This window comes from Hydrogenophaga sp. RWCD_12 (genome assembly GCF_046604225.1).
Lineage (GTDB): Bacteria > Pseudomonadota > Gammaproteobacteria > Burkholderiales > Burkholderiaceae_C > Hydrogenophaga.
Genome location: NZ_JBKIXC010000003.1, coordinates 248,600 through 270,131, shown reverse-complemented (window position 1 = coordinate 270,131; position 21,532 = coordinate 248,600). Strand labels below are relative to the sequence as shown.

Sequence of the window (21,532 nt, the reverse complement as noted above, 5' to 3'; positions counted from 1 at the left end):
CTGTGCGTCAGGGGTGTTCGGCCGTGGCGTGGACTTCGCTGATGCGCTTTTCCCGGCTCACCAGATACAGGCCGCTGCCGATGATGATGGCCGCGCCGACCCAGGTGTGGGCGGCAGGCAGCGTGTGCCAGATCAACCAGTCCAGCCCCACGCCCCAGGCCAGGGCGGTGTACTCGAAGGGTGCAACCGCGCTGGCCTGACCGCTGCGGAACGCCTCGTTGATGGTCAGCTGGCCCAGAAAGCCGGTGACCGCCAGCGCCAGCAGCAGCCCGGCGTGGTCCAGCGAGACCGGCTTCCAGTTCGACCAGGCCATCAGGCCGCCGCCGACACTCATGAAGATCATCATGGTCAGGATCAGCGATTCCGTGCTGTCGGTGCGGCTGAGCAGGCGGCCCGCCACGGCGGCCACGGCGTAGCAGAAGGCGGCCGTCATCACGGCCAGACCACCGGTGGAGGCAAAGCCCGCCTGCAGGTCGCCGCCTCTGGGCCGGATCGCCACCAGCACGCCGACGAAGCCGACGCCGATGGCCCACCAGTGCGCCTGGGGCACGCGCTCCTTGAGCACCGGCACCGACAGCGCGGTGATCAGGAGTGGTGCGATGAAGAAGATGGTGTAAGTCGCCGACAGCGGCAGCTCGCTCACACCGCGCGTGAACAGCGAGAGCATGGTGATGCCCAGGCAACCGCGCAGGATGTGCAGCGACCAGCGCAGGTTCTTCAGCCGGCCCCAGCCACGGCGCCACTGGATCCAGGCCAGCACCAGCGGCAGCGCGGTCAGCCCGCGCAGGCAGGCCATCTGCAGCGGTGGGTAGTGCGCCGAGAGCGCCTTGAGCACCGCGTCCATGAGCGAGAAGAACATCACCGCCAGCATCATGTTGACGATGCTGCGGAGATTGCCTTGGGCGGAGTAAGGGCGCGTCATGGGACTCTGGGTGCAAATCGGGAACGCAGCAGTGTGCACCAATGCGCAACGAAGTCCGGTAGGTGCAGGGATCGATCCTGATCTCGTCATGAAGCCGTTCGATCCCCACATTGGGGGACGTCTGCATGGCACAGAGGCCGTCCTGCGCTTGTGGTCCCATGCGTTTCGGATCACATTCCTTTCAACGCTGCCCAGCTCCAGAACCTTAGAAATTGCCAGACTGACGAGCCCCAGGTCGCGATTGATTGTCCACCCGCATTGCAGAGGAGAGGATGATGCTCACGCTACCGTCTCGTGTCGCTGTCCTGGTCCGTTGCAGGGGTCTGGTCATGCTGGTTGGCCTGGGGTTGAGCACCGTGGGTGCTCACGCTTCGCAGTGCGAGAGGATGCTTTCCGCCGAAGTCGTTGCGATTGAACAGGCGATCGTTCTGAACCGCTACGGAGCGTTCAACCCGGCCGGCATGCTGTTTGCGCTGCGGCGTGATGTCGTGTTTCACGGACACCCGGCCATTGCCGATGGCACGCCGGTCGTCGACGCCAATATCGCCGAAGCCCCGGGCCACGTGAAGCTGCGCGATGACAAGCGCCCTCGCCCGCTGGTGCTGCGCGCGAACGAAGGCGACTGCCTCGAGGTGCGATTTCACAACCTGCTGATGCGTGGCGTACCCGATGAGCGCTCACAGGGACCCGAGCAGTATGGGGGCGCGGTGCCTGCGCACCTCGAAAGCCCTCCGGGCACTGTCTACAACGCAAGCAGCGGCGCACCCACCGGGCGCGACCTTGTGCGTCCTCAGGCGATCAGCAACGACCTGCCGCACACCCGCGCCGCCGCCTTCCACGTCAACGGGCTCGATGTCGTGCCTGTACCGGCAGGCGAATGTCCGGTGGCCACGGAAGCACACCCTTGGCTCTGCAGCACCGACGGCGACAACGTCGGCCTCAACCTCGCGACCGTGAACCCCGCGACGCCGGCCGCACTGCGCGCGCGGCTGTCGCAGCAGGGCGGGCAGGTCTACCCGGGGCAGAGCGCCGTCTACCGAATGCGCGCGTTTCGCGAGGGTACCTACTTCGCTTATTCCACCGGAGCCACGGTCGGTGGCGAGGGCGACGGCGGGCAGCTCGGCGCCGGTCTGTTCGGTGCCGTGAATGTGCAGCCTCGCGGCGCGAAGTGGTACCGCTCGCAAGTCACGCACGCGGACCTGGCCGCCGCATCGCGGCCGGTCGCGGCTGGTGCGCATCCATACAGCCGACTCGACTACGACGGCGCACGCTATGTCGCCGGCCCGAAGCGCGGCACACCGATACTGGCGATGCTCGACGGCAACGAAATCGTGCACAGCGATCTCAACGCCATGGTCGTGCTCACCGGCCCCGGACCCGACCACCACGACACGACCTCTCCGAACAGTCCGTGCGACCGTTACGCGTTTGGCACCACTTGCGGACGCTCCTACCGCGAGTTCACGGTGATCATGCACGACGAGGTCAAGGCTGTGCAGGCCTTCGCCGAGCTGGAGGACGAGTCCAATCCGCTCCACTACATCAAGGACGGGATGGGCATCAACTACGGTGTCGGTGGCATGGGCGCGATGGTCGTCGCGCGCAACCGCCGCACCGGCCCGGTGAAGGATTGTCCGGAGTGTCGCGCCGAGGAGTTCTTCCTCAGCTCCTGGGCGAATGGAGACCCGGCGCTCGTGCTGCGCTGGGGCGCGGACGGCAAGCGGCCAGTCGGCGCGCTCTACCCCGACGACCCGTCGAACGTGCACCACTCGTACCTGAACGATCCGGTGCGCTTTCGCAACATCCACGCCGGGCCGAAGGAGACGCACGTCTTCCACCTGCACGCCCACCAGTGGGTGATGGACGCGAGTGCGCCCGGCTCGACCTACCTCGATTCGCAGACCATCTCCCCCGGGGCGACCTTCAGCTACGAGATCGAGTTCGGCGGCACCGGCAACCGCAACCTCTCGCCAGGCGATTCCATCTTCCATTGCCACCTCTACCCGCACTTCGCGCAGGGCATGTGGGAGCTGTGGCGCGCGCACGATGTGTTTGAGGACGGCGGCGCGAACCGCAACCTGCCCGACGCCGAAGTGGCCGGCGGCACCGAGAACCCCGCGCTCGTGCCGCTGCCCGGCGCGGTGCTCGCGCTGATGCCCACCGAGACCTTCGCCGGCTATCCGTTCTACGTCGCCGGCCAGGCGGGCCACCGCCCGCCGCAGCCGCCGCTTGACATGGACGAGATCGCCCCCGGCCGCTATGCCGACGGCGGCCTGCAACGCCACGTCCTCACCGGATGGGAAGCGCAGGGCAACCGCACCGAACACGCGCTCGCCAACCAGGACGTGATGGAAGCCGCGCTCGCGAAGGGCTCGCTCACGGCGCAGCTCAACGCGCGACGCGTGGCCGCGCAGATTCCGAAGCCGAATGCGCTGGGCCTCGCCGAAGAATGGGCCGAGCTCGGCGGCATGAAGCTGCTCGACCCGAAGGGCGAACCGGCCGAACGCGTGGCGATGGACTTCCACGCCGGCACGTTGAACGCACCCGGCTTCACCCCGGTGACCGTGGCCACGCAGCCGCACCCGCAGTGGACGCAGGAACCGAAGGCCTACGTGTCCAGCCGCGCCGCGCCGGTGGCCGGCCAGCCGGCGCTGGCCGCCGGCCCCGCCCACTTCATGGTCAACGGCCGCGCGCCGGTGGCCGGTGCGCCGTTCGCCGACCCGTGCCCCGCACCGGACAAGGCGCCGCGGCGCAACTACAAGGTCGGCGTGATCCAGACCGAGCTGACGGTCAACCGCCACGGCTGGTTCGACCCGCAGGCGCGCATCCTCGCGCTCGAGCAGGACATCAAGGACATCATCGACCCCAACACGCGCGACCGCCTGCCCGAGCCGCTGTTCTTCCGCGCCAACTCCGGCGACTGCATCAACTTCCGGCACAGCAACTTCGTGCCGAACGCGCTCGCGCTCGACGACTTCCAGATCTACACGCCGACCGACACCATCGGCCAGCACATCCACCTCGTGAAGTTCGATGTGACCTCGTCCGATGGTTCCGGCAATGGCTGGAACTACGAGGACGGCACCTACTCGCCGGAAGAGGTGCGCGAGCGCATTCATGCCTACAACGTGGCGGCTGCCAAGCGAGGCGACGCACCGTTGGCGATGAAGACGCATCCACTGTTCGAGGCGCCGTGCGCCGCCGGCGACATGCGCTGCGAGGCGCTGAAGCAGCGCGGCACCTGCCCGCCGAACGCTGACACCATGCCGTTGAAGGAACTCGCCGAGAAGCACCCGTTCTGCGGCGCGCAGCGCACGGTGCAGCGCTGGTACGCCGACCCGATCTTCGACACGCGCACGCCGCCTGCCGCCGGCGCCGGACGCGATTACACGCTGCGCACCGTCTTCACGCACGACCACTTCGGTCCCAGCTCGCACCAGCAGCACGGCCTGTACGCCGCGCTCGTGATCGAGCCCTCGAACTCGGTGTGGCTCGCCCTCGAAGCGAACGATCTGAACTGGGATCGCCTGTGCAGCGGCGACACTGCCGTGGCCGCCGCCGAGCGCGCCAAGGTGATCGGCGGCGCCAACCTGTCCGACCGTTTCGACGGCGAATGCCGCGCCCGGGCCACAGTGGCCAGCGTCGGCCCGAAGGAGCTGCGCGAACCGCTCGCGCTGCGCGACGACGGCGGGCCGACTGCGACCCGCGTCAACATCGTCTCGCCGCTGTGCCTGTCGGGCGAATCCTTCGGCGGCGCGCGCAAGAACTCCAACCCGCTCGACCCGCATGCCGACACCGCCTGCACGAAGAACCTGCGCACGCGCGATACGCGCCGCGAATTCGCGCTCGCCTTCGCCGACTTCTCGGTGCTCTACAACACGGCGCTTGAGCCGATCAACCCCGAGCAGCGGGACCTGTCGGGGTTGCGTTTCGGTCGTCGCCAGGTGGCGATCAACCGGCCCATGCCGCTGGCCATCTCGTCGGAAGACCCAGGCACGCAGCTCATCAACTACCGCAATGAGCCGGTCCCGCTGCGCGTGACCGAGCGCACGCCCGATCCGCTGCTCGGTGGCTTTCACTACCAGCAGAAGCCCTGTGCCGAAGGCGACCTGCTCTGCACGGGCGACATGGCCAATGTGTTCAGCACGCGTGCGCATGCCGGGCGCGACCGGTCCATCGCGTCCAGCAGCTACGGTGCGACGCTTTCGCCCACCTCGCGCGGGGTGCTCGCAGCCACGCCGCTTGCGCCGAAGGTGGACCAGGCGCTCGCCGACGTCGAACGCTGGCGGCGCGAGTTCAACTGCGCGCTCTACCCGGTCGACCAGTTGCCCGGCGACTGTCGCCTCAAGCGTATCGAGCCATGGCGCGTGATGGGTGACCCGGCCACGCCGATCCTGCCCGGTTACGAGGGCGACCCGCTGTTCGTTCGCCTGATACAGGGCGCGCAGGAAGCGCAGCATGTGTTCGCGATGACAGGGTACAAGTGGCTGAAGGAACCGGACAACCCTCGCTCGGGCCACACGGGCGCGCAGCCGCTCGGCATTTCCGAACATTTCGAGTTCGACATCCAGGTCAATCCGCTCGCGACGCCGCGGCTCGACACGATGTATCTGGGCTCGTCGGTCGACCAGCTCTGGGACGGCATGTGGGGCCTGGTGCGCAGCTACGGCGCTCAGGTATCCGAGCAGTCGCCCGACCCGGTGCCGGCGGCACCGCAGCCCGGCGTCGCGCGGCTCAACGCGCTCGCCGGCTCGCCGATACCGCTGCCGCCGATGCCCTCGGCCAGCGACCGCGACACTCAGGTCTGCACGCCCGAAGGCAAGAGCAAGGCGTGGGAGGAGCGACTGTTTTTCGACATCAGTGCGGTGCGCGCCTGCGACCTCACCGGTACCTGCGGCCAGTCCGGCCAGCGCGGCGTCGCCTACAACCGCCGCGTCGGCCTGGACGACCCGAATGCGATCGTCTTCGTGCGCAACAACCGCCGGCCCGGCGAGCAGGAACCGCGCGGCCTCAGCGTGAACGAACGCAACGACCAGGTGCTCGCGCGGCTGCGCGCTGAAGTGCAGGCCGGGCAAAGGCGCATCGAGCCGCTGGTGTTGCGCGCGCCGGCCGGAGCCTGCATGGAAGTCGTGGTGCGCAACCACCTCCCCGCCACGTTGCCCGACGGCCCGGTGGTTGGCGGTGTCGAGACCACCGCGCACTTCAGCGACAACTTCATGTCGATGATCCTCGACGGTTTCAACTACAACCAGCTGAAGATGTCGTCCAGTGTCGGCTTGTCGGCTCCCATGGTCGCTCGCTATGGGCTGCTTGCCGACGGCGCGAACATCGGCGTCAACGCGCTCGAACTGCAAAAGGCGAACGAGGCCGCCACATCGACCGCGCCCACACGTCCCGGCCGCAGGCCCACGCCGCTCGGTGGCCCTGCACCCATTGCAGGCATACCCGCATCGGTGAGTCCGCAGGGGAACCTCGTGCCACCGTGCCGCGCCGGCCAGCCCGAGCAGAACTGCACCGGCAAGCCGATGGTCTGGTACGCCGGTGACTACCAGCTCAAGGCCGACGGCACGCAGAAGAGCGCGCCATTGGAGTTTGGCGCGTTGCCCATCAGCAGCTTCGGCGACGTCGTCAAGCATCCCGCCCATGGTGCGATCGGTGCGCTCGTGATCGGCCCGCAGGGCAGTCGCGTGTGTGCATCGGACGATGCGAACGAACGTGCCGCTGACCGCGCTACCGACACCAGCGCCACCATCTGCACCGCGAACGGCCGCCGCTACCGCGACTTCGTGCTGGTGCTGCAGGACGCGGTCGACGCCAAGATCAAGGGCGACCTGGTGCCCAACCTGAAAGGCGCCGAGGAGCCCGACGACTACGGCATCAAGGCCGTCAACTACCGCACCGAGCCGCTGTGGGCGCGCCGTGGCGGCGACCCATCGATGGAGTTCGAGGAGCGCAACGAATTCGAATATGGCGGCGTACTCAGCTCGAAGGCGCACCGCAACGACGCCGTCGCTTCGCCGCTCACCCCAGCGCAGGCCGACGCGCTGCTCGCCTCGCAGGGCTTCGCGAAGGCCTCGAAGGTCGTGCGCTGCCAGGCTGGTATCGACCTGCTCGCGCAGGACGGCCGCCACGCCTGCGACCCTGAGACGCCGCTGTTTGTCGCGCGCGCCGGCCGCGAGGTGCGGATGCGCGTCGTGCACCCGGGCGGTCACACGCGGCAGCAGGCGTTCACCCTGCACGGCCACGACTGGGATCCCGCGCCGTGGAACTTCGGATCCAACGAACTGCGCGGGACCCATGCCAGCGCCATGCAGGATGCATGGACGGTGCAAGGCAGCTACAACGGCATCGGCCCGCTGATGGGTGTGAATCTCCTGCTGCACGCTGGCGGTCGAGGGGAGGTCCCGATGGACTATCTGTGGCGCAGCCAGGCCAGCTTTGTCTACGACGGTGGCATCTGGGGCCTGTTGCGCGTATTGCCGGCTTCGCCGGTGCGCTGACCGTTGCTGCACCAATCCAAGGAGTTCCTGCCATGGCCGATGTGAGCTTTCACAGTGACCCAAACGAGTTTTCTGACGCCTTCTTTCTGGACTGGACGGACCATCCCGGCCAGGGTCCGGTCGACGTACCGAAAGCGATGACCAAGTCACTCCAGTCCTACCACTTCAACGAGGGCACGATCACGGTCGATATCGGTGGGCCACCGGTGGCGCTTTCGCGCTGCACGGTGCAAGGGTTCAACTACAACTTTGCCAGTGGTGACCCGGTGTTGCTTGGCGACAACCTCGCCGGGAAGATGCCCATTCACCTGCTGTTCGACCCGCCTCTGCGCGGGCTTGGTTCGCAGGTCTCGGCGTCGGGGCCGGTGGGGCGCGACTACCTCGCTCAGATGGCGGTCAGGCTTGACGACGGCAAATGGGAGTCGTTTGCAGAAGTCGCCACGCTGAGCCGTCAGCGCGGCAGTGCACCGTTCATGGGGGCGCGTGCAATCGGTGGCCGGAGCATCTCGGAGGCGTGGTTCGACGTGGTCGATCCTGCGAACAAGGTCGACTTCCTTCGGGTCGCGATCAATCACCTCTTTTTCGAGCCCGCGACATGAACGCCCGGCGCTTGCTCCAGCCGATGCGGGTGCTGACATTCGTTGTCGCTGCCCTTGGTCAAAGCGTTGGGGCACAGACGGTGGAGCAGGGTGGCATCGCGGTCGAGCTCCGGTTCTCCCAGACCGACGACGGTATGGCCATGACCAGGATCGCGCTGACTGATGCGGCCAGTGGCCTTGGAGTCCCAGGGGCTAGACCGGGAGCCTGGATGCTGGCCCGCCGTTCGGAGGCAGTGGCCTCCGAACGCAGTTGCGACGAGAAGGCGGCCACGCTGGCCACAGGCTCGCTCGGTGCGCGTGCCGATGTCGACCTGAATGGCTACCGCCTTGTGACCCTGAACCAGGACGACACGATCGCGTTCATCAATCCGCACGTCGGCCTGCAGAACAGCAAACTCGAATCGATCGTGGCATTGCCGGGACGCGGCCACGACTGGGTGGTTGCGCCGCGCACACAGAAGCTGTTCGTCAGCCTGCGCGATCGAGGCGAGGTGGCGATCGTCGATGTCGGTACCCGGCGACTGATTGGCACTGTTGCCACTGGCGCGGGAAGTCTGCCGACGCGCCTTGCGCTGGATGAGGATGGCGGGCGTGTCTGGGTCGGGCTCGACGGTTCCGACCAGGTGGTGGCACTGGATGCAGACAGCGGACGTGAGGTGGCGCGCGTGCAGGTCGGCCGGGGACTTCACACCTTGACGGCCGAGGCGGGAATGCCCTGGATCGCTGTCACCAACTCCGAGAGCAACAGCGTCAGTTTCATCGAACGCACGCGGCTGGTCGTGACCGCACAGGTCGACGTCGGTCAAACGCCGGTCGCCTCCGCATGGAGTCCGGCCGCGCAGCGGCTCGCCGTGCTTTCGATCAACGGAGCCTCCCTGAGCCTTGTGGATCCGGGCGCTGCGGCGGTCTCTTCGACCGTGGCGTTGGAACGTGGCGTGGTGGCGCTTGGACTGTTTGACGACGGTCGCCGCGCCTTCGTGCTCAATGCGCGCACCGATGAGGCGAGCCTGGTCGACCTGGCTGCACCGCGGGTGGTCGCCCGTCTTGCCGTTCCGGGCAGGCCCGACCAGATCGCGTTTTCGCGCGAGTTCGCCTATCTGCGCATTGAGGATTCTCCGAACGTGATGGTGGTCAATCTTGCGCAGGCGCGCAGCGGTCGCCTGCAAGCTGTGGCGGTACCGATGGGTCGCAGCAAACCTGGCGATGTCCCGGAGGCATTGAACGTCGCATCGGTATTCGCTATTGCACCTGAAGGCAACGGGATGCTCGTCGCGAGTCCTGGCGATGGCAGCATCTATCGCTACGCCGAAGGGATGATGGTGCCGGTGGGCAGCTTCAGCAACTACCGCCGCCAGGCGCGTGCTCTGCGTGTGCTCGACACCAGCCTCGCCGAGCGCGCAACCGGCCGCTTCGAGGCCACATCGCGCATCACCCGAGCAGGACGCTATGACCTTATCGTGCGCAATCTGCGCCCGGCCGTCACTGCCTGTTTCGTCGTCGAGGCCCGAGGCGCCGAAGTGGCCGCTGAGGCAGCCACGGCGCCTGTGCTGCAACTCATGGCCGTGCGGCCGCTGGATGAGCGTAGTGCGGTGGTGGAGTTCCGACTTGCCGATGCTCTCGGAAAGCCGATTGACGTTCCGGACGTGCGTGTGCTCGCCATGCAATTGCGCGGTGGCGCCCAGGTGCGCGCCCGCGCCATGGGCCTGGGCGGTGGCAGATACAAAGCCACTTTGGCAGCGCTGCCCACCGCTGAGTTCGAGTTGATGGTGCATGCGCCAGCCGTTGAGCTGGGCTACGAACGCGGCCGGATCGGTAGGATGGTCTGGCCTCCGGCGTTGCCTGTGGCAATCGGCGGCGCGGCACCCACGGAGCGATCGCCATGATGAATCGCCGCCGTGCCGTTGCTGCGATTTCCTGTGGCGCCATGGGCGGTGCAGTGTGGCCGCGGGGGGCGTGTGCAGCGAACTGGCTGCCCGCTCCGGCTGTTCCAGACGTGTCGTTGCTGGATCAGGATGGTCGCGCCCTGCGCCTGCCCGAGCTCCTGCGTGGCAGGGCGGTGGTGGTCAGCTTCTTCTTCACTGGCTGCACCACCGTCTGTCCGCCACAAACCGCACTGCTGCGCGAGGCGGCGCGCCAGTGGCAGACGCTTCCGGCGTTGCGCGACGTGCTGGTGGTTTCGATCAGCGTCGACCCGCTCGGTGATGGCCCGCCGCAACTGCGGGACTATGCGCGACGCTTTGATCTGCCTCTGGGTGCAGCGGCTGGCTGGGTACTGCTCACGGGCAGTCCGGCCCCGGTACGCAGTGTGCTCGGCGCCTTCGGCGTTTCATCTGGCGCTGCCGACCAGCACTCTTCTCTGCTATGGCTCGGTGATGAGGTAAAGGGTCGGTGGGCGCGCACGTCTGCGCTGAACCCGCCTGCGATGACCACGCGGCTGTTTGAGGAGCTGCGCACATGAATCCAAGGCTCCTTCGTGCGGCTTGCGCACTGTCATTCGCACTGTCGACCCTGGTTGCCGCCGCCGCAGACAACGAAAACGCGCTGGTGCGGCAGGGGCGCGCGCTGTATCGAGGTGAGCTGGCGCCATCGGCTCCTGCCACCGTGCAGGGTGTAGCGCTTCCTGGCGCAGCATGCGCTTCGTGTCACGGTCTTCGGGGCGAGGCGCGGCGTGAAGCAGGCGTCGAAGTACCGCCGATCCGGTGGCAATCGCTGATGCAGGCGCGTGGCAACCAGTCCGCGTACCAGGATGCGGATGCCGTTCTCGGTGCGCTCGAACGCGGAGTCGGTCGGCAGGCACGGACGCTGGAGGCGCCGATGCCACGCTATGCGTTCACACCGGAGGAAGAGCGCGCCTTGCTGGCCTACCTGCGCGTTCTCGCAACCGATGCGGATCCAGTGCCCGGTCTCAAGGGGGACCGCATTGTCGTTGCCAGCGTGCTGCCTCTCAGCGGGCCGCAGGCTTGGGTCGGAGAACAGGTGCATGCAGCGCTGACGAGGCGCTTCAACACGACGAACGCCGCTGGCGGCGTGTTCGGCCGGCGCATCGAACTGCGCGTGTTTGATGCCGGCCCGGATGCTGCGAGCGCCTCACTTGCGGCACGCAATGCCTGGCAGGCGTCCGGTGATGGCATCTTCGCTTTCGTCGGCAGTCTGCTTCCCGAGCCAGACGCGGCATTGCGGGCGTTGCTGTGGGCAAATGACGTGCCGATGGTCGCCACCCTCGGCGTCCCGCACGCTGACGTGACGCAGCCCCAGCTCACGTACCTGCTGCCGAGCATCAACGCGCAAGTCCGCCGGCTGGTGGCCGAGCTCTCGACGCATTGCGGCGGGCCCAACGGCGAAGGGCTCGTGCTACATCCTCCTGGAGCGGCGCTCTCCCGCGAACTGGCGAGCGAACTGCCTGGCCTGCGAGTTCGCAGCGTGGCCGATGATGCACAGATCGACGCTGTGGTGCGAACGGTAGGGCGGCTGCCGGTCGTCGCCCTGTTGGCTCCGCATCTGATCGAACGTGTACGTGCGCAACTGCAGGCGGCCCCAGCCACAGCTTGTCTGGGGACGCTGGCAGTCGTGTCCGGTCCACCGTCCTCAGAGGCCGGTCGTGCAGTTACAGAGGTACTGGCCCTGCCGATGCCTCCACTTGCCGAAGAGCGCTCCGCGGTGCCTGGCGCCACGCTGTGGGCGGTTCTGGGCGATACCGCCGCACAGGTGTTTGTCGAGGCGCTTGCGCGCAGTGGCCGCGGTGTGGACACCGCACGGTTCGCACGTGCTCTGGACTCTCTGCACCGCTTTCAGCCCGCTGTCGGCCTTTCGGTGACGTTCAGTCCGACACAGCGACACGGTTTCGACATGACTTACCTCTGGAGGGAGAATCCCCATGAAACCACACGCCGCTGAACGCCGCGGTCTCCGCGGACTTGTCTTTCTCGCGTGGACGCTGCTGGCGTTGCAGGCCTCGCCCGCTGCCGCGCAGACGCCGAACGCATCGTTCTCGATGCTCGGGTACCTGCAGGAGCTCGACGTGACCAGCCTGGCAGACCCTCTGTCGGCAGGCACCATGAAGATCAATGGCATTGACGTGGTGCTCCCACGGAACCTGCTGATCAAGATGCCTGGTCAGTACCTGACGTTGAACGACCTGTTCCGCGGCCCGCACCCCGGCAGCGCTCCAGCGCTCTCCCCAGCCGTCAAGCCCAGTGGACTGGCCCTGAAGGACGTACCCCGCCCGCCGGTGGCTTTCGAGGTGCAGGTGATCGGCAATATCGTTGGCGGCACCTACGTGGCCGGCTGGGTCAACATCACGCAGCAGGACTTGAACGCCGGTGCTGGCTTCATCCGAGCGATCGACTACGCCAAGGGTGAATTGCTCGTCGGCCCGGCGAGCGGCCTGGCGGTCGCGCGCGTCCGCATCAACGACCCGGCCGGCCGCTACGGTCTTGCCAACGCGGCGAAGGTGGGTGGGACAGCGATGGATGAACGCTTTGCGGCCGACCCCGGCAACGCCCCGGTGTCGGCGGACACGGGCTTTCCGATGTGCATCCCCCGTGTTGCGCCTCCGGCCATCGATCCGGCCTGCCCGCTGACCAACCGTGCGCCGGCGCCAGACACCGGTCGGTTCACCTGCGGGCTGATTCCAGCCGAGCCGACGGCGCCAGCCCAGCCGGGGTGCCAACCCGGCCGCGCCGCCCCGCTGGTGGTGGGCGACTACATCACGTTCAACGGCATGCTCACCGAAGACAGTCCCGGCACCGGCACCTTCTTTCATGCGGCACATGCGGTCCACGCGATGGCCGGGATTTACACCTCTCCAGGAGCCAACCCGGCCTATGTCTTCATCGAGGAGGCTTTGGTGGGCACGCTTGGCGAGGTATTCCCCGGTATCGACCAGGAAGAGACTTCGCGCTTTCGCACGGTCGGTTTCACCACCGATCCGTCCCGCCGGGTTGAGGTGTTCGTGATCGACGTGGTTGGCAATACGGAAGTCGAGCGCAGGCTGACCACACTCACGCCGAGCCCGGTGGCACAGATTGGTCGCGTTCGGGTGACGCTGCCCGCCAAGGCGAACTTTCTTCCCATCACCCGCGACGTGCGTTACCGCATCGAAGGTCACTCCAGCGTGAAGGTTGCCGGTGGTCTGGACTCTGGCCAGTACACCGCCCCTGTCGGCGAATACATCTACCCCGAGAACACACGCTTCGGTCGTCCGCGACTGCCGGTGGGTGTTCCGTTCGAGAACTTCTGCTTCCTGAAAAACGGTGGTGGTCTGCTCGGTACCCTTGGACGGGACGGGCTGGCAGATGCCGCACGGCCACCGATCGGGCCGCTGACGCCGTTTCCTGACTCAGGCCACCCAGCTTCACAGCGCCGCGCCGACAACAGCCTGGCATGCCTCTGAATTGCGTCAGTCTATGTGGTCCACCGTGTCGGGGTCGGGCACGTCGCCGATCGCCTGTCGCGTGCGTTCGGCTTCCCTGAGCAGCCATTCGCAAAACGCCTTGACTTCGGGCCGCTGGTGCGTATGCGGCGCGACCACCAGCCAGTACACCAGCGGGGAGTCCAGCCGCATCTTCGGCAACGGTTCGACCAAGTCGCCATTGGCCAGACTCTCGGCCACCAGCGGCAGGCGCGCGAGCGCCACGCCCTGGCCGGTGAGCGCGGCCTGCACGATCTGGCTGGCGTAGTTGAAGTAGAGCCAGCGCTGCGGCGACAGGCGGGCCTTGGCGCGGGTGCGCGGGCTGCCGGTCGTGGCGGGTGCGAAATGGTCCAGCCAGCGCTGCCAGGTCAGATACTCCAGGTGGCGCGTGCGGTGTGCGTCGCCGGCCTCCACCAGGGTGACCTTGGCCAGGTCGTCGAGCTTGGCGATGCGGTGTTCGCGCAGCAGCCAGGGGCTGGCCACCGGCGTGAGCTGTTCGCCGAACAGCCGGACCGCGCCGGCTGTGATGGTTTCGGGCGCCGCGTAGCGGATCGCGAGGTCGACATCTGCGGTGGCAAGGTCCACGGCAGCGTCGGTGGCGTCGATGCGGATGTCGATGTCGGGGTGCTCGCGCTGGAAGGCTTCCAGGCGCGGAATCAGCCACATCGAGGCGAACGAAGCCCAGGTGGTGATCGCCACGCTGCGGCGCCCCGCGCTCTGGCGGATCAGCCTCACGGCCGCATCAATCTTTTCCAGCGCAAGGTTCGACGCCCGCAGCAGGATCGAGCCAGCGCTGGTGAGCTCGACGGCCCGCGTGTGGCGCAGGAAGAGGGCGGTGCCGACCTCGTCCTCCAGCGCCTGGATCTGGCGGCTGACCGCGCTCTGCGTGAGGGAAAGTTCCTCGGCGGCGGCGCGGAAGTTCAGGTGCCGGGCGACGGCTTCGAAGGCCCGCAGGTTGCCGGCGGAGATCGGCCGGGTGCGGGGGTGGCTGGGGGGCAGCGTCATGGGCGGTGCGCCTCGCGGGCGGGTCGATTGATGCGGATGCGGAATCAATAGCTTAGCCCCATTTCATTGGACGTGTCGACACGCCGGCGGGAAGATGGCATCCGTGTCGAAGTCCAAGGAGTGCCTCATGTCTGCCGTCGTTTACCCCGTTTCCCCTGCCCTCTCTCCCGCTGCCAGCGCTTCCCGGGCCGGTGCCTGGCGCCTTCACCCTGGTTGCGCCATGAGCCTGCGCCCGAAGGACACGGCGGTGTTGCGCATCCGGCGCGGTCGCGTCTGGGTCACGCTCGGTGAACCGGGTGTGATGTCGCCGGATGGGGCGGGCGACCGCTTCCTGCAGGACGGCGACGTGTTGCTGGTGCCGGCGGGTGCCCGGCTGGTGATGGAGCCGCTGGCACCGCGCGGTGCGTCGGACCCTGTGTGCTTTGACTGGACCGAGGCTGCGGCGCCGGCCATGGAGACCGACAGGTTCGGCCGCGATGTGCTGCTGCCCCTGCGCGAGCTGGGGGCGGCGATGGGTCAGTCGGGGCTGGCGCTGGCGCGGGTGCTGCGTGGCCTACTGGGCTACGGCGAGTTTCTGGTGGCGGGGCGTGGCCGGGTGCTCACGCCGCTGGAGTCACTGCGGTCCTGAAGGCTTGCGGCGGCGCGGTTTGGGTTGGCGGGCGGCGACCGCCGCCTCCAGCGCCAGCCGGGCCCAGGGCGCCATCAGCGCCGGCGACTCCAGCGCCTCGTCGGGGGGCGTGTGGTAGTGGGTCTGGCGCATTTCCCCGCGCGCCTCGTACTCGAAGGCCCGCGCACCAGCCGCCAGCCATTGCGGTTTGGTCTGCTCGTTCGACTTGAGGAACAGCGTGTCGTACGCAATGATCGCCACGTTCATCCCGTCCACCGACAGCCCGTAGCCGCCGAACATGCGCCTGGCCTGCACCGGGCCGAGGCAGGACAACAGCTCGCAGGCATGCAGCACAAGGGGATCGGAGATGGGTCGGGTCGCCATCCCGGCATCGTAGTCAGGGAACACGGACAACGCCAGCACAGCCGAGTGAAGGGCATTGATCCAGGGCGCGGTGGAACCGGCTTCGCCGGGCCACTCGCGCCGCCCCCTTGAGGGGGTGACGCGCGAAGCGCGGCGCGGGGGTGGGACAATGTTTCATGGCCAGACCCAAGTCCGCTACCCACGACCTCAAGCGCGAGGAAATCCTCGACGTTGCCGCCCAGTGCTTCGCGCGCCAGAGCTTCCCGGCCGCGAGCATGAACGACATCGCGACCGCCTGCGGCGCCAGCAAGGCGAGGCTGTACCACTATTACGAAAGCAAGGAAGCGATCCTGTTCGACTTGCTGGACCGCTACACCCAGCGCCTGCTGGCGCTGATCGGCGAGGCCGAGGCGCGCGCGCAGCGCAAGAATCTGTCCGAGCGCGACGCCCTCAATGAACTGGTGCGTGCCTTCCTGACGGAGTACGAAAGCTCGGCCACCCGGCATGTGGCGCTGGTGTCGGACACCAAGTTCCTGGGCGAGGTGCAGCGCGAGCTGATCCTGAACCGCCAGCGCGATGTTGTGGCCGCTTTCACCCGCTTCCTCAAGCGCGCCTACCCGGACCGCGTGACGCCCGTCAACCAGACCGCGCTGACCATGATGCTGTTCGGCATGATCAACTGGACCTTCACCTGGCTGCGCCCGGGCGGGCCGATGAGCTACGCCGCGTTCGCCGACGAGGTGGTGGCGGTACTGGAACGCGGCCTGGGTTGACCCCAGCAAACTGCGGGGTCTTTTGTTTACTTATCCGTAATCGATTTCGATTAAGTAAAATTCCTCGGTTCGCCGCCGGCGCCCTTCACACATCCCACAGGAGACCATCCCATGAGCAAAGCCTTCGCCTCGCAGGCCGACCTGCAAGACAAGAAGATCACCTTCGAACAGCTGAGTGAGCATTGCTGGGCCTACACCGCCGAAGGCGATCCGAACTCGGGCGTGATCATTGGCGACGAATTCATCATGGTCAGCGACGCCACCGCCACCCCGGCCATGGCGCGCGACCTGATCAAGCAGATCCGCAAAGTCTCCAAAAAGCCGATCAAGTACGTGCTGCTGACCCACTACCACGCGGTGCGCGTGCTCGGTGCCAGCGCCTACTTTGCCGAAGGCGCGACCGAAATCATCGCCAGCCAGGGCACGCTGGAGCTGATCCAGGAGCGTGGTGCGCAGGACATGCAGAGCGAGATGGAGCGCTTCCCGCGCCTGTTCCGCGGCGCCGACTCGGTGCCCGGACTGACCTGGCCGAGCATGGTGATCGGCGGCGGTGATCCGACCAAGGGTGAGCAACCCGGCAAGCTTTCGATCAACCTGGGCGGCGTGGTGGTGCAGATCTGGAGCCCCGGCCATGGCCACACGCGCGGCGACACAATCGCCTGGGTCGAGGAAGAAAAGGTGCTGTTCAGCGGCGACCTGGTCGAGTACGAAGCCGGCGTCTACACCGGTGACGCGCAACTGGAAGAGTGGCCTGCCACGCTCGAAGCCCTGCGCGCCCTGAACGCCGAGTTCATCGTGCCCGGCCGCGGCGAAGCCATGAAGGGCAACGCCGATGTCAACAAGGCGCTGGACTACACCAAGCGCTGGGTCACCACCCTGTTCCAGGCCGGCAAGGAAGCGGCGGCCGCCAACATGGACCTCAAGGGCGCGATGGCCCACACCCGCAAGAGCATGGACCCGGTGTTCGGCCACGTGTTCATCTACGAACACTGCCTGCCGTTCGACGTCAGCCGTGCCTACGACGAAGCCAAAGGCATCAAGAATCCGCGCATCTGGACCGCCGAGCGCGACATGGAAATGTGGAAGTCGCTGCAGGGCTGATCGCAGCGTTTCGCAGACAACAAAAAACCCGCCTTGGCGGGTTTTTTGTTGTGGGCTAACGCGACCTACTTCGCGGTCGTCGCGGTGGTCGATGTCGTGGTCGTCGTGCTGGAGTCGGTACTGTCTGTCGTGTCAGTGGTGTCAGTGGTGGTCGTGACCAGTGCTTCCTTGACCACCAGCGGTTCCTCAATCGAGGCCTCGCGCCCGGCGCTGTCGGTCACGGTCAGTTTGACCGTGTAGGTGCCGGCCTTGTCATAGGTGTGGGTCACCGTTTCGCCCTTGGCGGTCTCGCCGTCGCCGAAGCTCCAGGACCAGCCCACGGCCACATTGCCTTCGGGCACGGTGGCGACCACCGAACCGGAGGCGTCGAAGGTCAGTTCGGTGCCGGCGCGCGCGGTGCTGGGCGTGACCTCGAAAATCGGCACCGGCAGACAGCCCGTCAGCGCGAGGGCCAGCAGGCTGGCGAGGTAGATTTTCCAGAGGCTCAAGCATTTGTTGGATATCGTCATGCGGTGCTCCCGAAGGCTGATTCCAAGGATGGTAATGCCTTTGCCCCGGCGGCGGGCCACCTTCTGGCGCCGACAATCGTGTATCCATCTGTAGCTTTCATGGCCCTTTCCTCCGCTTTTTCATCGACCGACACCGCGCGCTGGGGCGTTGCCCTGGTCTTTGCCATCGTCTACCTGGGCATGTTCCTCGGTGGCTTGCCGCGGTTAAAGCTCGACCGTTCGGGCGTGGCCCTGCTGGGGGCCATCGCGGTCATTGCGCTGTCGGGCATTCCGCTGGAAGAGGCGGCACAGTCGGTCAACCTGCCGACGATCGTGTTGCTGTTTGCCTTCATGGTGGTGTCGGCCCAGATGCGGATGGGCGGCTTCTACACCGAGGTGACGCGCCGGGTGGGCGCGCTGCCGCTGTCCCGGGCCGGTTTGCTGGCGGCGCTGATCGTGGTGGCGGGTGTCCTGTCGGCGGTGTTTTCCAACGACATCGTCTGCCTGGCCATGACGCCGGTGGTGGCCCGGCTGTGCCTGCGTCGTGGGCTTCACCCGGTGCCGTTCCTGTTGGGGCTGGCCTGCGCCGCGAACATCGGGTCGGCCGCGACGCTGATCGGCAACCCGCAGAACATGCTGATCGGCTCGGTGCTGCAGCTGCCTTTCGGGAGCTACCTGAAGGCTGCGGTACTGCCTGTCGGTGTCAGCCTGCTGCTGCTGTGGGCGTGGCTGGCATTCGGGCCAGGTGCCAGGGCTGGAGCGCCTGTGCCGTCCCGGCCGCCTGAACGGATACCGGGCGCTGGTGACGAGGCGCCGTTCGACCGCTGGCAGACCACCAAGGGGCTGACCGTGGCGGTGCTGCTGATGGGGGTGTTCCTGTTCACCGACTGGAACCGCGAGGTCGCGGCCCTGGTCGGCGCAGCGGTGCTTTTGCTGAGCCGGCGCCTGCATTCGGCCGACGTGATGGGCTATGTGGACTGGCCTTTGCTGCTGCTGTTCATCGGCCTGTTTGTCGTGAACCATGCGTTCGCGCAGACCGGGCTGGCCAACGAAGCGGTGGCCTGGCTGGGCGCGCAAGGGGTGCACCTGTCGGAGCCTGGCGCGTTGCTGGTGGTCGGCACGCTGCTGTCCAACCTGGTGTCCAACGTGCCGGCGGTGATGCTGTTGCTGCCGCACCTGGGTGCCGACCCGGCGGCTGCGGGCATCCGGCTGGCGCTGGTCAGCACCTTCGCCGGCAACCTGCTGCTGGTGGGGTCGATCGCCAACCTCATCGTGGCGGACCTGGCTGCCAAGGAGGGGATCACGCTCGACTGGAAGCGCCACGCCGTCACCGGCTTGCCGGTCACAGTGGTCTCGCTGGCCGCGGTCTGGTGGCTGGCCTGAGTCCCCACGGTTGGCCGTTGCGCGCCGTGATCAGTACGGCGCGGCCACCGCGCGCAGGTCGGTCTCGTAGCCTTTGAGCACCTGCACCGCGTGGGTACGCTGCTCGGGCGTGGTGGTGTTGTGGATCGCGGCAAACTGCTCGCAGCCGTTGCGCACCAGCCCATCGCTGTAGGCAGCAAACCCCGGGATGGGTGACTGCATGACGCGTTCGTGCCAGCGGCGCAGCGCGTTGGTGGCCGTCGCGACCGTGGCACTGCGGTCGGCCTGCAGTTCACGCAGGGTCTTGATCAGGTCGGCCTGCCGGCGCACGCGCTCGGCATTCACCCGCACCGCATCGAACGGTGACTGGCGGATGCGCTCGCGCAGGAGCTTGAGCTGGGCATCGTTCAGGCTGCCGTACACCGGCTCGTACCGCTCCAGTGCCTTGTCCATCAGGTGGGCGATGCGCTCTTCGTTGTTCACGCGGATGTACAGGCGCTCGTACTCCTGGTTGTTCTTGGCGTACTTGCGCTGCAGGTGCAGAAGCTGGGCTGGCGTCATCGTCAGCGCAAGTCGCGCCATGGGCTCCAGGCTGCGGTCGACCACACGCAGGTAAGCCGCACGCAACACATCGAACTGGGCGCACACCAGGTCGGTGTTGCTCTCGGCGGTGGCCAGTTGCTGCCATTGCTGCAGCCTGGTGACGTAGTAGGGCAACTCGCTGCCCCGGTGCCACGCAAAGAAGCCGTCGATGTCCTTGCGCATCTGCACCGTCTGCAGCTCGCTGAGATCGGCGTAGCCGTCGATCCACCAGTAGGCCAGGCTGGGGCCTTGCCCATAGGCCAGGCGCAGCATGCTGCAGGCCGAAAGCAGCTGCAGCAGCAGGGCCAGCAGGAGGCCGCGGGCGATAATCCTCGGATAGTTGGATGTGCCCTTGGTGGCCTCAGGAAAGGTATTCATGTCATTCCCTGTGGATGTGGTGGTGATGGCGGCCGGCAAAGGCACGCGCATGAAGAGCAGCAGGCCCAAAGTGTTGCACCGATTGGGTGGACGCGCACTGGCGCAACATGTGATCGACACGGCGGCCCGGGTATCGGCGCGTTCGGTGGTCGTGATCACCGGCCACGGCGCCGATCAGGTCGAGGCCGGTTTGATCGCTCCGGCGTTGGACTCTGGCGCGGCGCTGAAGTTGCAGTTCGTTCGCCAGGAGCCGCAACTGGGCACCGGGCACGCCGTGCAGCAGGCGGTGCCGGTGCTGGCCGACGACGGCGTGACACTGGTGTTGTCCGGCGATGTGCCGCTGACGAAACCGGAGACCCTGCAGGCCTTGCTCGACCTGTGCGGCGGTCAGCGGCTGGCCCTGCTGACGCTGGAAATGCCCGACCCGACCGGATATGGGCGCATCGTGCGCGCAGCCGACGGTTCGGTGACGGCCATCGTCGAACACAAGGACGCCAGCGAAGCGCAGCGCGCCATCACCGAGATCTACAGCGGCATCATGGCTGTGCCCACGAAGCTGCTGCGTGGCTGGCTGGCTCGGCTGGACAACCGCAACGCCCAGGCCGAGTATTACCTGACCGACGTGGTGAAGTTTGCGGTGGCCGATGGCCTGACGGTGCAGGCGCACCGCATCACCGATGCGCTGCAGGTGGCGGGCGTCAACAGCCCGGTGCAGCTGGCCGAGCTGGAACGCGCGCATCAGCGCCGCGTTGCCGACGTGCTCATGGTGCAGGGCGTGCGGCTGGCCGACCCGGCGCGGCTGGATGTGCGCGGCGAACTGGTCTGCAGCCAGGACGTGGAGATCGACGTCAACTGCGTGTTCGAAGGCCGCGTTGAGCTCGGGGCCGGCGTGCGCATCGGCGCGAATTGCGTGATCGCCAATGCGGTGATCGGCGACGGTGCCGTCATTCATCCTTTCACCCACATCGAGGGCGAGAAGGCCGGCGTGTCGGTCGGGTCCGGTGCCCTGATCGGGCCGTTTGCCCGCCTGCGCCCGGGTGCCAAGCTCGGTCGCGAAGTACACATCGGCAACTTCGTCGAGGTCAAGAACTCAACCCTGGCCGATGGCGCCAAGGCCAACCACCTGGCCTACCTGGGCGATGCGGTGGTCGGCGAGCGGGTGAACTACGGCGCCGGCAGCATCACCGCCAACTACGACGGTGCCAACAAGCACCGCACCGTGATCGAGGCCGATGTGCATGTGGGCAGCAACTGCGTGCTGGTGGCGCCCGTCACCATTGGTGCGGGCGGCACGGTCGGCGGTGGCTCGACCATCACCAAAGACACGCTGCCCGGCGCGCTGAGCGTGGCGCGTGGCCGGCAGGTGGTGATTCCGAACTGGTCACGACCGGCCAAGAAAAAGGGCTGAGGCCGGAACCGGCGTCAGCCCTCGCGGGTGGCTG

At 67.1% G+C, this 21,532-nt stretch carries 16 protein-coding genes; 11 read left to right on the top strand and 5 right to left on the bottom strand.

Going from position 1 to position 21,532, the window contains the following annotated elements; all coding sequences use genetic code 11:
* Positions 1–7: 7 nt before the first annotated feature.
* Positions 8–922: a DMT family transporter gene (locus tag ACLIJ1_RS13220; protein ID WP_411366001.1), complete on the bottom strand. Its 915-nt coding sequence runs from the start codon at positions 920–922 to the stop codon at positions 8–10.
* A 275-nt stretch (positions 923–1,197) separates the two neighbouring features.
* On the opposite strand from ACLIJ1_RS13220, the gene ACLIJ1_RS13215 reads away from it, so the two are divergent.
* From ACLIJ1_RS13215 to ACLIJ1_RS13190, 6 genes are read left to right on the top strand one after another with little or no spacing between them, the layout of a single operon-like run.
* Positions 1,198–7,422: a hypothetical protein gene (locus ACLIJ1_RS13215; RefSeq protein WP_411366000.1), complete on the top strand. Its 6,225-nt coding sequence runs from the start codon at positions 1,198–1,200 to the stop codon at positions 7,420–7,422.
* Between the two features lie 32 nt (positions 7,423–7,454).
* On the top strand, positions 7,455–8,021 hold the full coding sequence (locus ACLIJ1_RS13210; protein WP_411365999.1) for a hypothetical protein: 567 nt from the start codon (positions 7,455–7,457) through the stop codon (positions 8,019–8,021).
* Complete coding sequence (locus ACLIJ1_RS13205) at positions 8,018–9,904, top strand: YncE family protein (protein ID WP_411365998.1); 1,887 nt, start codon at positions 8,018–8,020, stop codon at positions 9,902–9,904. Before ACLIJ1_RS13210 ends, ACLIJ1_RS13205 begins: the two co-directional genes overlap by 4 nt.
* Positions 9,901–10,479 (top strand): SCO family protein, encoded by a 579-nt coding sequence (locus ACLIJ1_RS13200; RefSeq protein WP_411365997.1) that lies wholly within the window; start codon positions 9,901–9,903, stop codon positions 10,477–10,479. The genes ACLIJ1_RS13205 and ACLIJ1_RS13200 overlap by 4 nt, the downstream gene beginning before the upstream one ends.
* Positions 10,476–11,915, top strand: coding sequence for an ABC transporter substrate-binding protein (locus ACLIJ1_RS13195; protein WP_411365996.1), 1,440 nt, complete (start codon positions 10,476–10,478; stop codon positions 11,913–11,915). The genes ACLIJ1_RS13200 and ACLIJ1_RS13195 overlap by 4 nt, the downstream gene beginning before the upstream one ends.
* Complete coding sequence (locus tag ACLIJ1_RS13190) at positions 11,896–13,413, top strand: hypothetical protein (protein WP_411365995.1); 1,518 nt, start codon at positions 11,896–11,898, stop codon at positions 13,411–13,413. Before ACLIJ1_RS13195 ends, ACLIJ1_RS13190 begins: the two co-directional genes overlap by 20 nt.
* Positions 13,414–13,419: 6 nt before the next feature.
* Here ACLIJ1_RS13190 and ACLIJ1_RS13185 read toward each other — a convergent pair whose 3' ends face one another.
* Entirely contained in the window at positions 13,420–14,436 is a 1,017-nt protein-coding gene (locus ACLIJ1_RS13185) for a LysR substrate-binding domain-containing protein (protein WP_411365994.1), read from the bottom strand.
* A gap of 127 nt (positions 14,437–14,563) precedes the next feature.
* Between ACLIJ1_RS13185 and ACLIJ1_RS13180 the strand changes: the two genes are divergently transcribed.
* The gene (locus ACLIJ1_RS13180; RefSeq protein ID WP_411365993.1) at positions 14,564–15,064 is read left to right on the top strand and encodes a DUF2917 domain-containing protein; all 501 of its coding nucleotides are present in this window, start codon (positions 14,564–14,566) and stop codon (positions 15,062–15,064) included.
* On the opposite strand, the gene ACLIJ1_RS13175 is transcribed toward ACLIJ1_RS13180, so the two are convergent.
* Entirely contained in the window at positions 15,050–15,427 is a 378-nt protein-coding gene (locus tag ACLIJ1_RS13175) for a TfoX/Sxy family protein (protein ID WP_411365992.1), read from the bottom strand. The two genes, ACLIJ1_RS13180 and ACLIJ1_RS13175, sit on opposite strands and share 15 nt — an antisense overlap.
* 155 nt (positions 15,428–15,582) lie before the next feature.
* Here ACLIJ1_RS13175 and ACLIJ1_RS13170 point away from each other — a divergent pair, with 155 nt between their 5' ends.
* Together ACLIJ1_RS13170 and ACLIJ1_RS13165 are read left to right on the top strand one after the other, a co-directional pair.
* Positions 15,583–16,179 carry a TetR/AcrR family transcriptional regulator gene (locus ACLIJ1_RS13170; RefSeq protein ID WP_411365991.1) on the top strand — a complete coding sequence of 199 codons (597 nt, stop codon included), beginning with the start codon at positions 15,583–15,585 and terminating at the stop codon, positions 16,177–16,179.
* Between the two features lie 111 nt (positions 16,180–16,290).
* Positions 16,291–17,280, top strand: coding sequence for an MBL fold metallo-hydrolase (locus tag ACLIJ1_RS13165; RefSeq protein WP_411365990.1), 990 nt, complete (start codon positions 16,291–16,293; stop codon positions 17,278–17,280).
* 65 nt (positions 17,281–17,345) lie between these two features.
* Here ACLIJ1_RS13165 and ACLIJ1_RS13160 read toward each other — a convergent pair whose 3' ends face one another.
* The gene (locus tag ACLIJ1_RS13160) at positions 17,346–17,768 is read right to left on the bottom strand and encodes a PKD domain-containing protein (protein WP_411365989.1); all 423 of its coding nucleotides are present in this window, start codon (positions 17,766–17,768) and stop codon (positions 17,346–17,348) included.
* 120 nt (positions 17,769–17,888) lie between these two features.
* Here ACLIJ1_RS13160 and ACLIJ1_RS13155 point away from each other — a divergent pair, with 120 nt between their 5' ends.
* The gene (locus ACLIJ1_RS13155; RefSeq protein WP_411365988.1) at positions 17,889–19,151 is read left to right on the top strand and encodes an anion transporter; all 1,263 of its coding nucleotides are present in this window, start codon (positions 17,889–17,891) and stop codon (positions 19,149–19,151) included.
* A gap of 30 nt (positions 19,152–19,181) precedes the next feature.
* On the opposite strand, the gene ACLIJ1_RS13150 is transcribed toward ACLIJ1_RS13155, so the two are convergent.
* Complete coding sequence (locus ACLIJ1_RS13150; RefSeq protein ID WP_411365987.1) at positions 19,182–20,090, bottom strand: DUF6279 family lipoprotein; 909 nt, start codon at positions 20,088–20,090, stop codon at positions 19,182–19,184.
* Between ACLIJ1_RS13150 and glmU the strand changes: the two genes are divergently transcribed.
* Entirely contained in the window at positions 20,089–21,498 is a 1,410-nt protein-coding gene (gene glmU / locus ACLIJ1_RS13145) for a bifunctional UDP-N-acetylglucosamine diphosphorylase/glucosamine-1-phosphate N-acetyltransferase GlmU (protein ID WP_411365986.1), read from the top strand. The two genes, ACLIJ1_RS13150 and glmU, sit on opposite strands and share 2 nt — an antisense overlap.
* The last annotated feature ends 34 nt before the right edge of the window (positions 21,499–21,532 follow it).

Coding starts and splice junctions, on each gene's coding strand:
- ACLIJ1_RS13220 (WP_411366001.1), bottom strand. CDS start 922: ATGACGCGCCCTTACTCCGCCCAAGGCAATCTCCGCAGCATCGTCAAC.
- ACLIJ1_RS13215 (WP_411366000.1), top strand. CDS start 1,198: ATGCTCACGCTACCGTCTCGTGTCGCTGTCCTGGTCCGTTGCAGGGGT.
- ACLIJ1_RS13210 (WP_411365999.1), top strand. CDS start 7,455: ATGGCCGATGTGAGCTTTCACAGTGACCCAAACGAGTTTTCTGACGCC.
- ACLIJ1_RS13205 (WP_411365998.1), top strand. CDS start 8,018: ATGAACGCCCGGCGCTTGCTCCAGCCGATGCGGGTGCTGACATTCGTT.
- ACLIJ1_RS13200 (WP_411365997.1), top strand. CDS start 9,901: ATGATGAATCGCCGCCGTGCCGTTGCTGCGATTTCCTGTGGCGCCATG.
- ACLIJ1_RS13195 (WP_411365996.1), top strand. CDS start 10,476: ATGAATCCAAGGCTCCTTCGTGCGGCTTGCGCACTGTCATTCGCACTG.
- ACLIJ1_RS13190 (WP_411365995.1), top strand. CDS start 11,896: ATGAAACCACACGCCGCTGAACGCCGCGGTCTCCGCGGACTTGTCTTT.
- ACLIJ1_RS13185 (WP_411365994.1), bottom strand. CDS start 14,436: ATGACGCTGCCCCCCAGCCACCCCCGCACCCGGCCGATCTCCGCCGGC.
- ACLIJ1_RS13180 (WP_411365993.1), top strand. CDS start 14,564: ATGTCTGCCGTCGTTTACCCCGTTTCCCCTGCCCTCTCTCCCGCTGCC.
- ACLIJ1_RS13175 (WP_411365992.1), bottom strand. CDS start 15,427: ATGGCGACCCGACCCATCTCCGATCCCCTTGTGCTGCATGCCTGCGAG.
- ACLIJ1_RS13170 (WP_411365991.1), top strand. CDS start 15,583: ATGGCCAGACCCAAGTCCGCTACCCACGACCTCAAGCGCGAGGAAATC.
- ACLIJ1_RS13165 (WP_411365990.1), top strand. CDS start 16,291: ATGAGCAAAGCCTTCGCCTCGCAGGCCGACCTGCAAGACAAGAAGATC.
- ACLIJ1_RS13155 (WP_411365988.1), top strand. CDS start 17,889: ATGGCCCTTTCCTCCGCTTTTTCATCGACCGACACCGCGCGCTGGGGC.
- glmU (WP_411365986.1), top strand. CDS start 20,089: ATGTCATTCCCTGTGGATGTGGTGGTGATGGCGGCCGGCAAAGGCACG.
- ACLIJ1_RS13150 (WP_411365987.1), bottom strand. CDS start 20,090: ATGAATACCTTTCCTGAGGCCACCAAGGGCACATCCAACTATCCGAGG.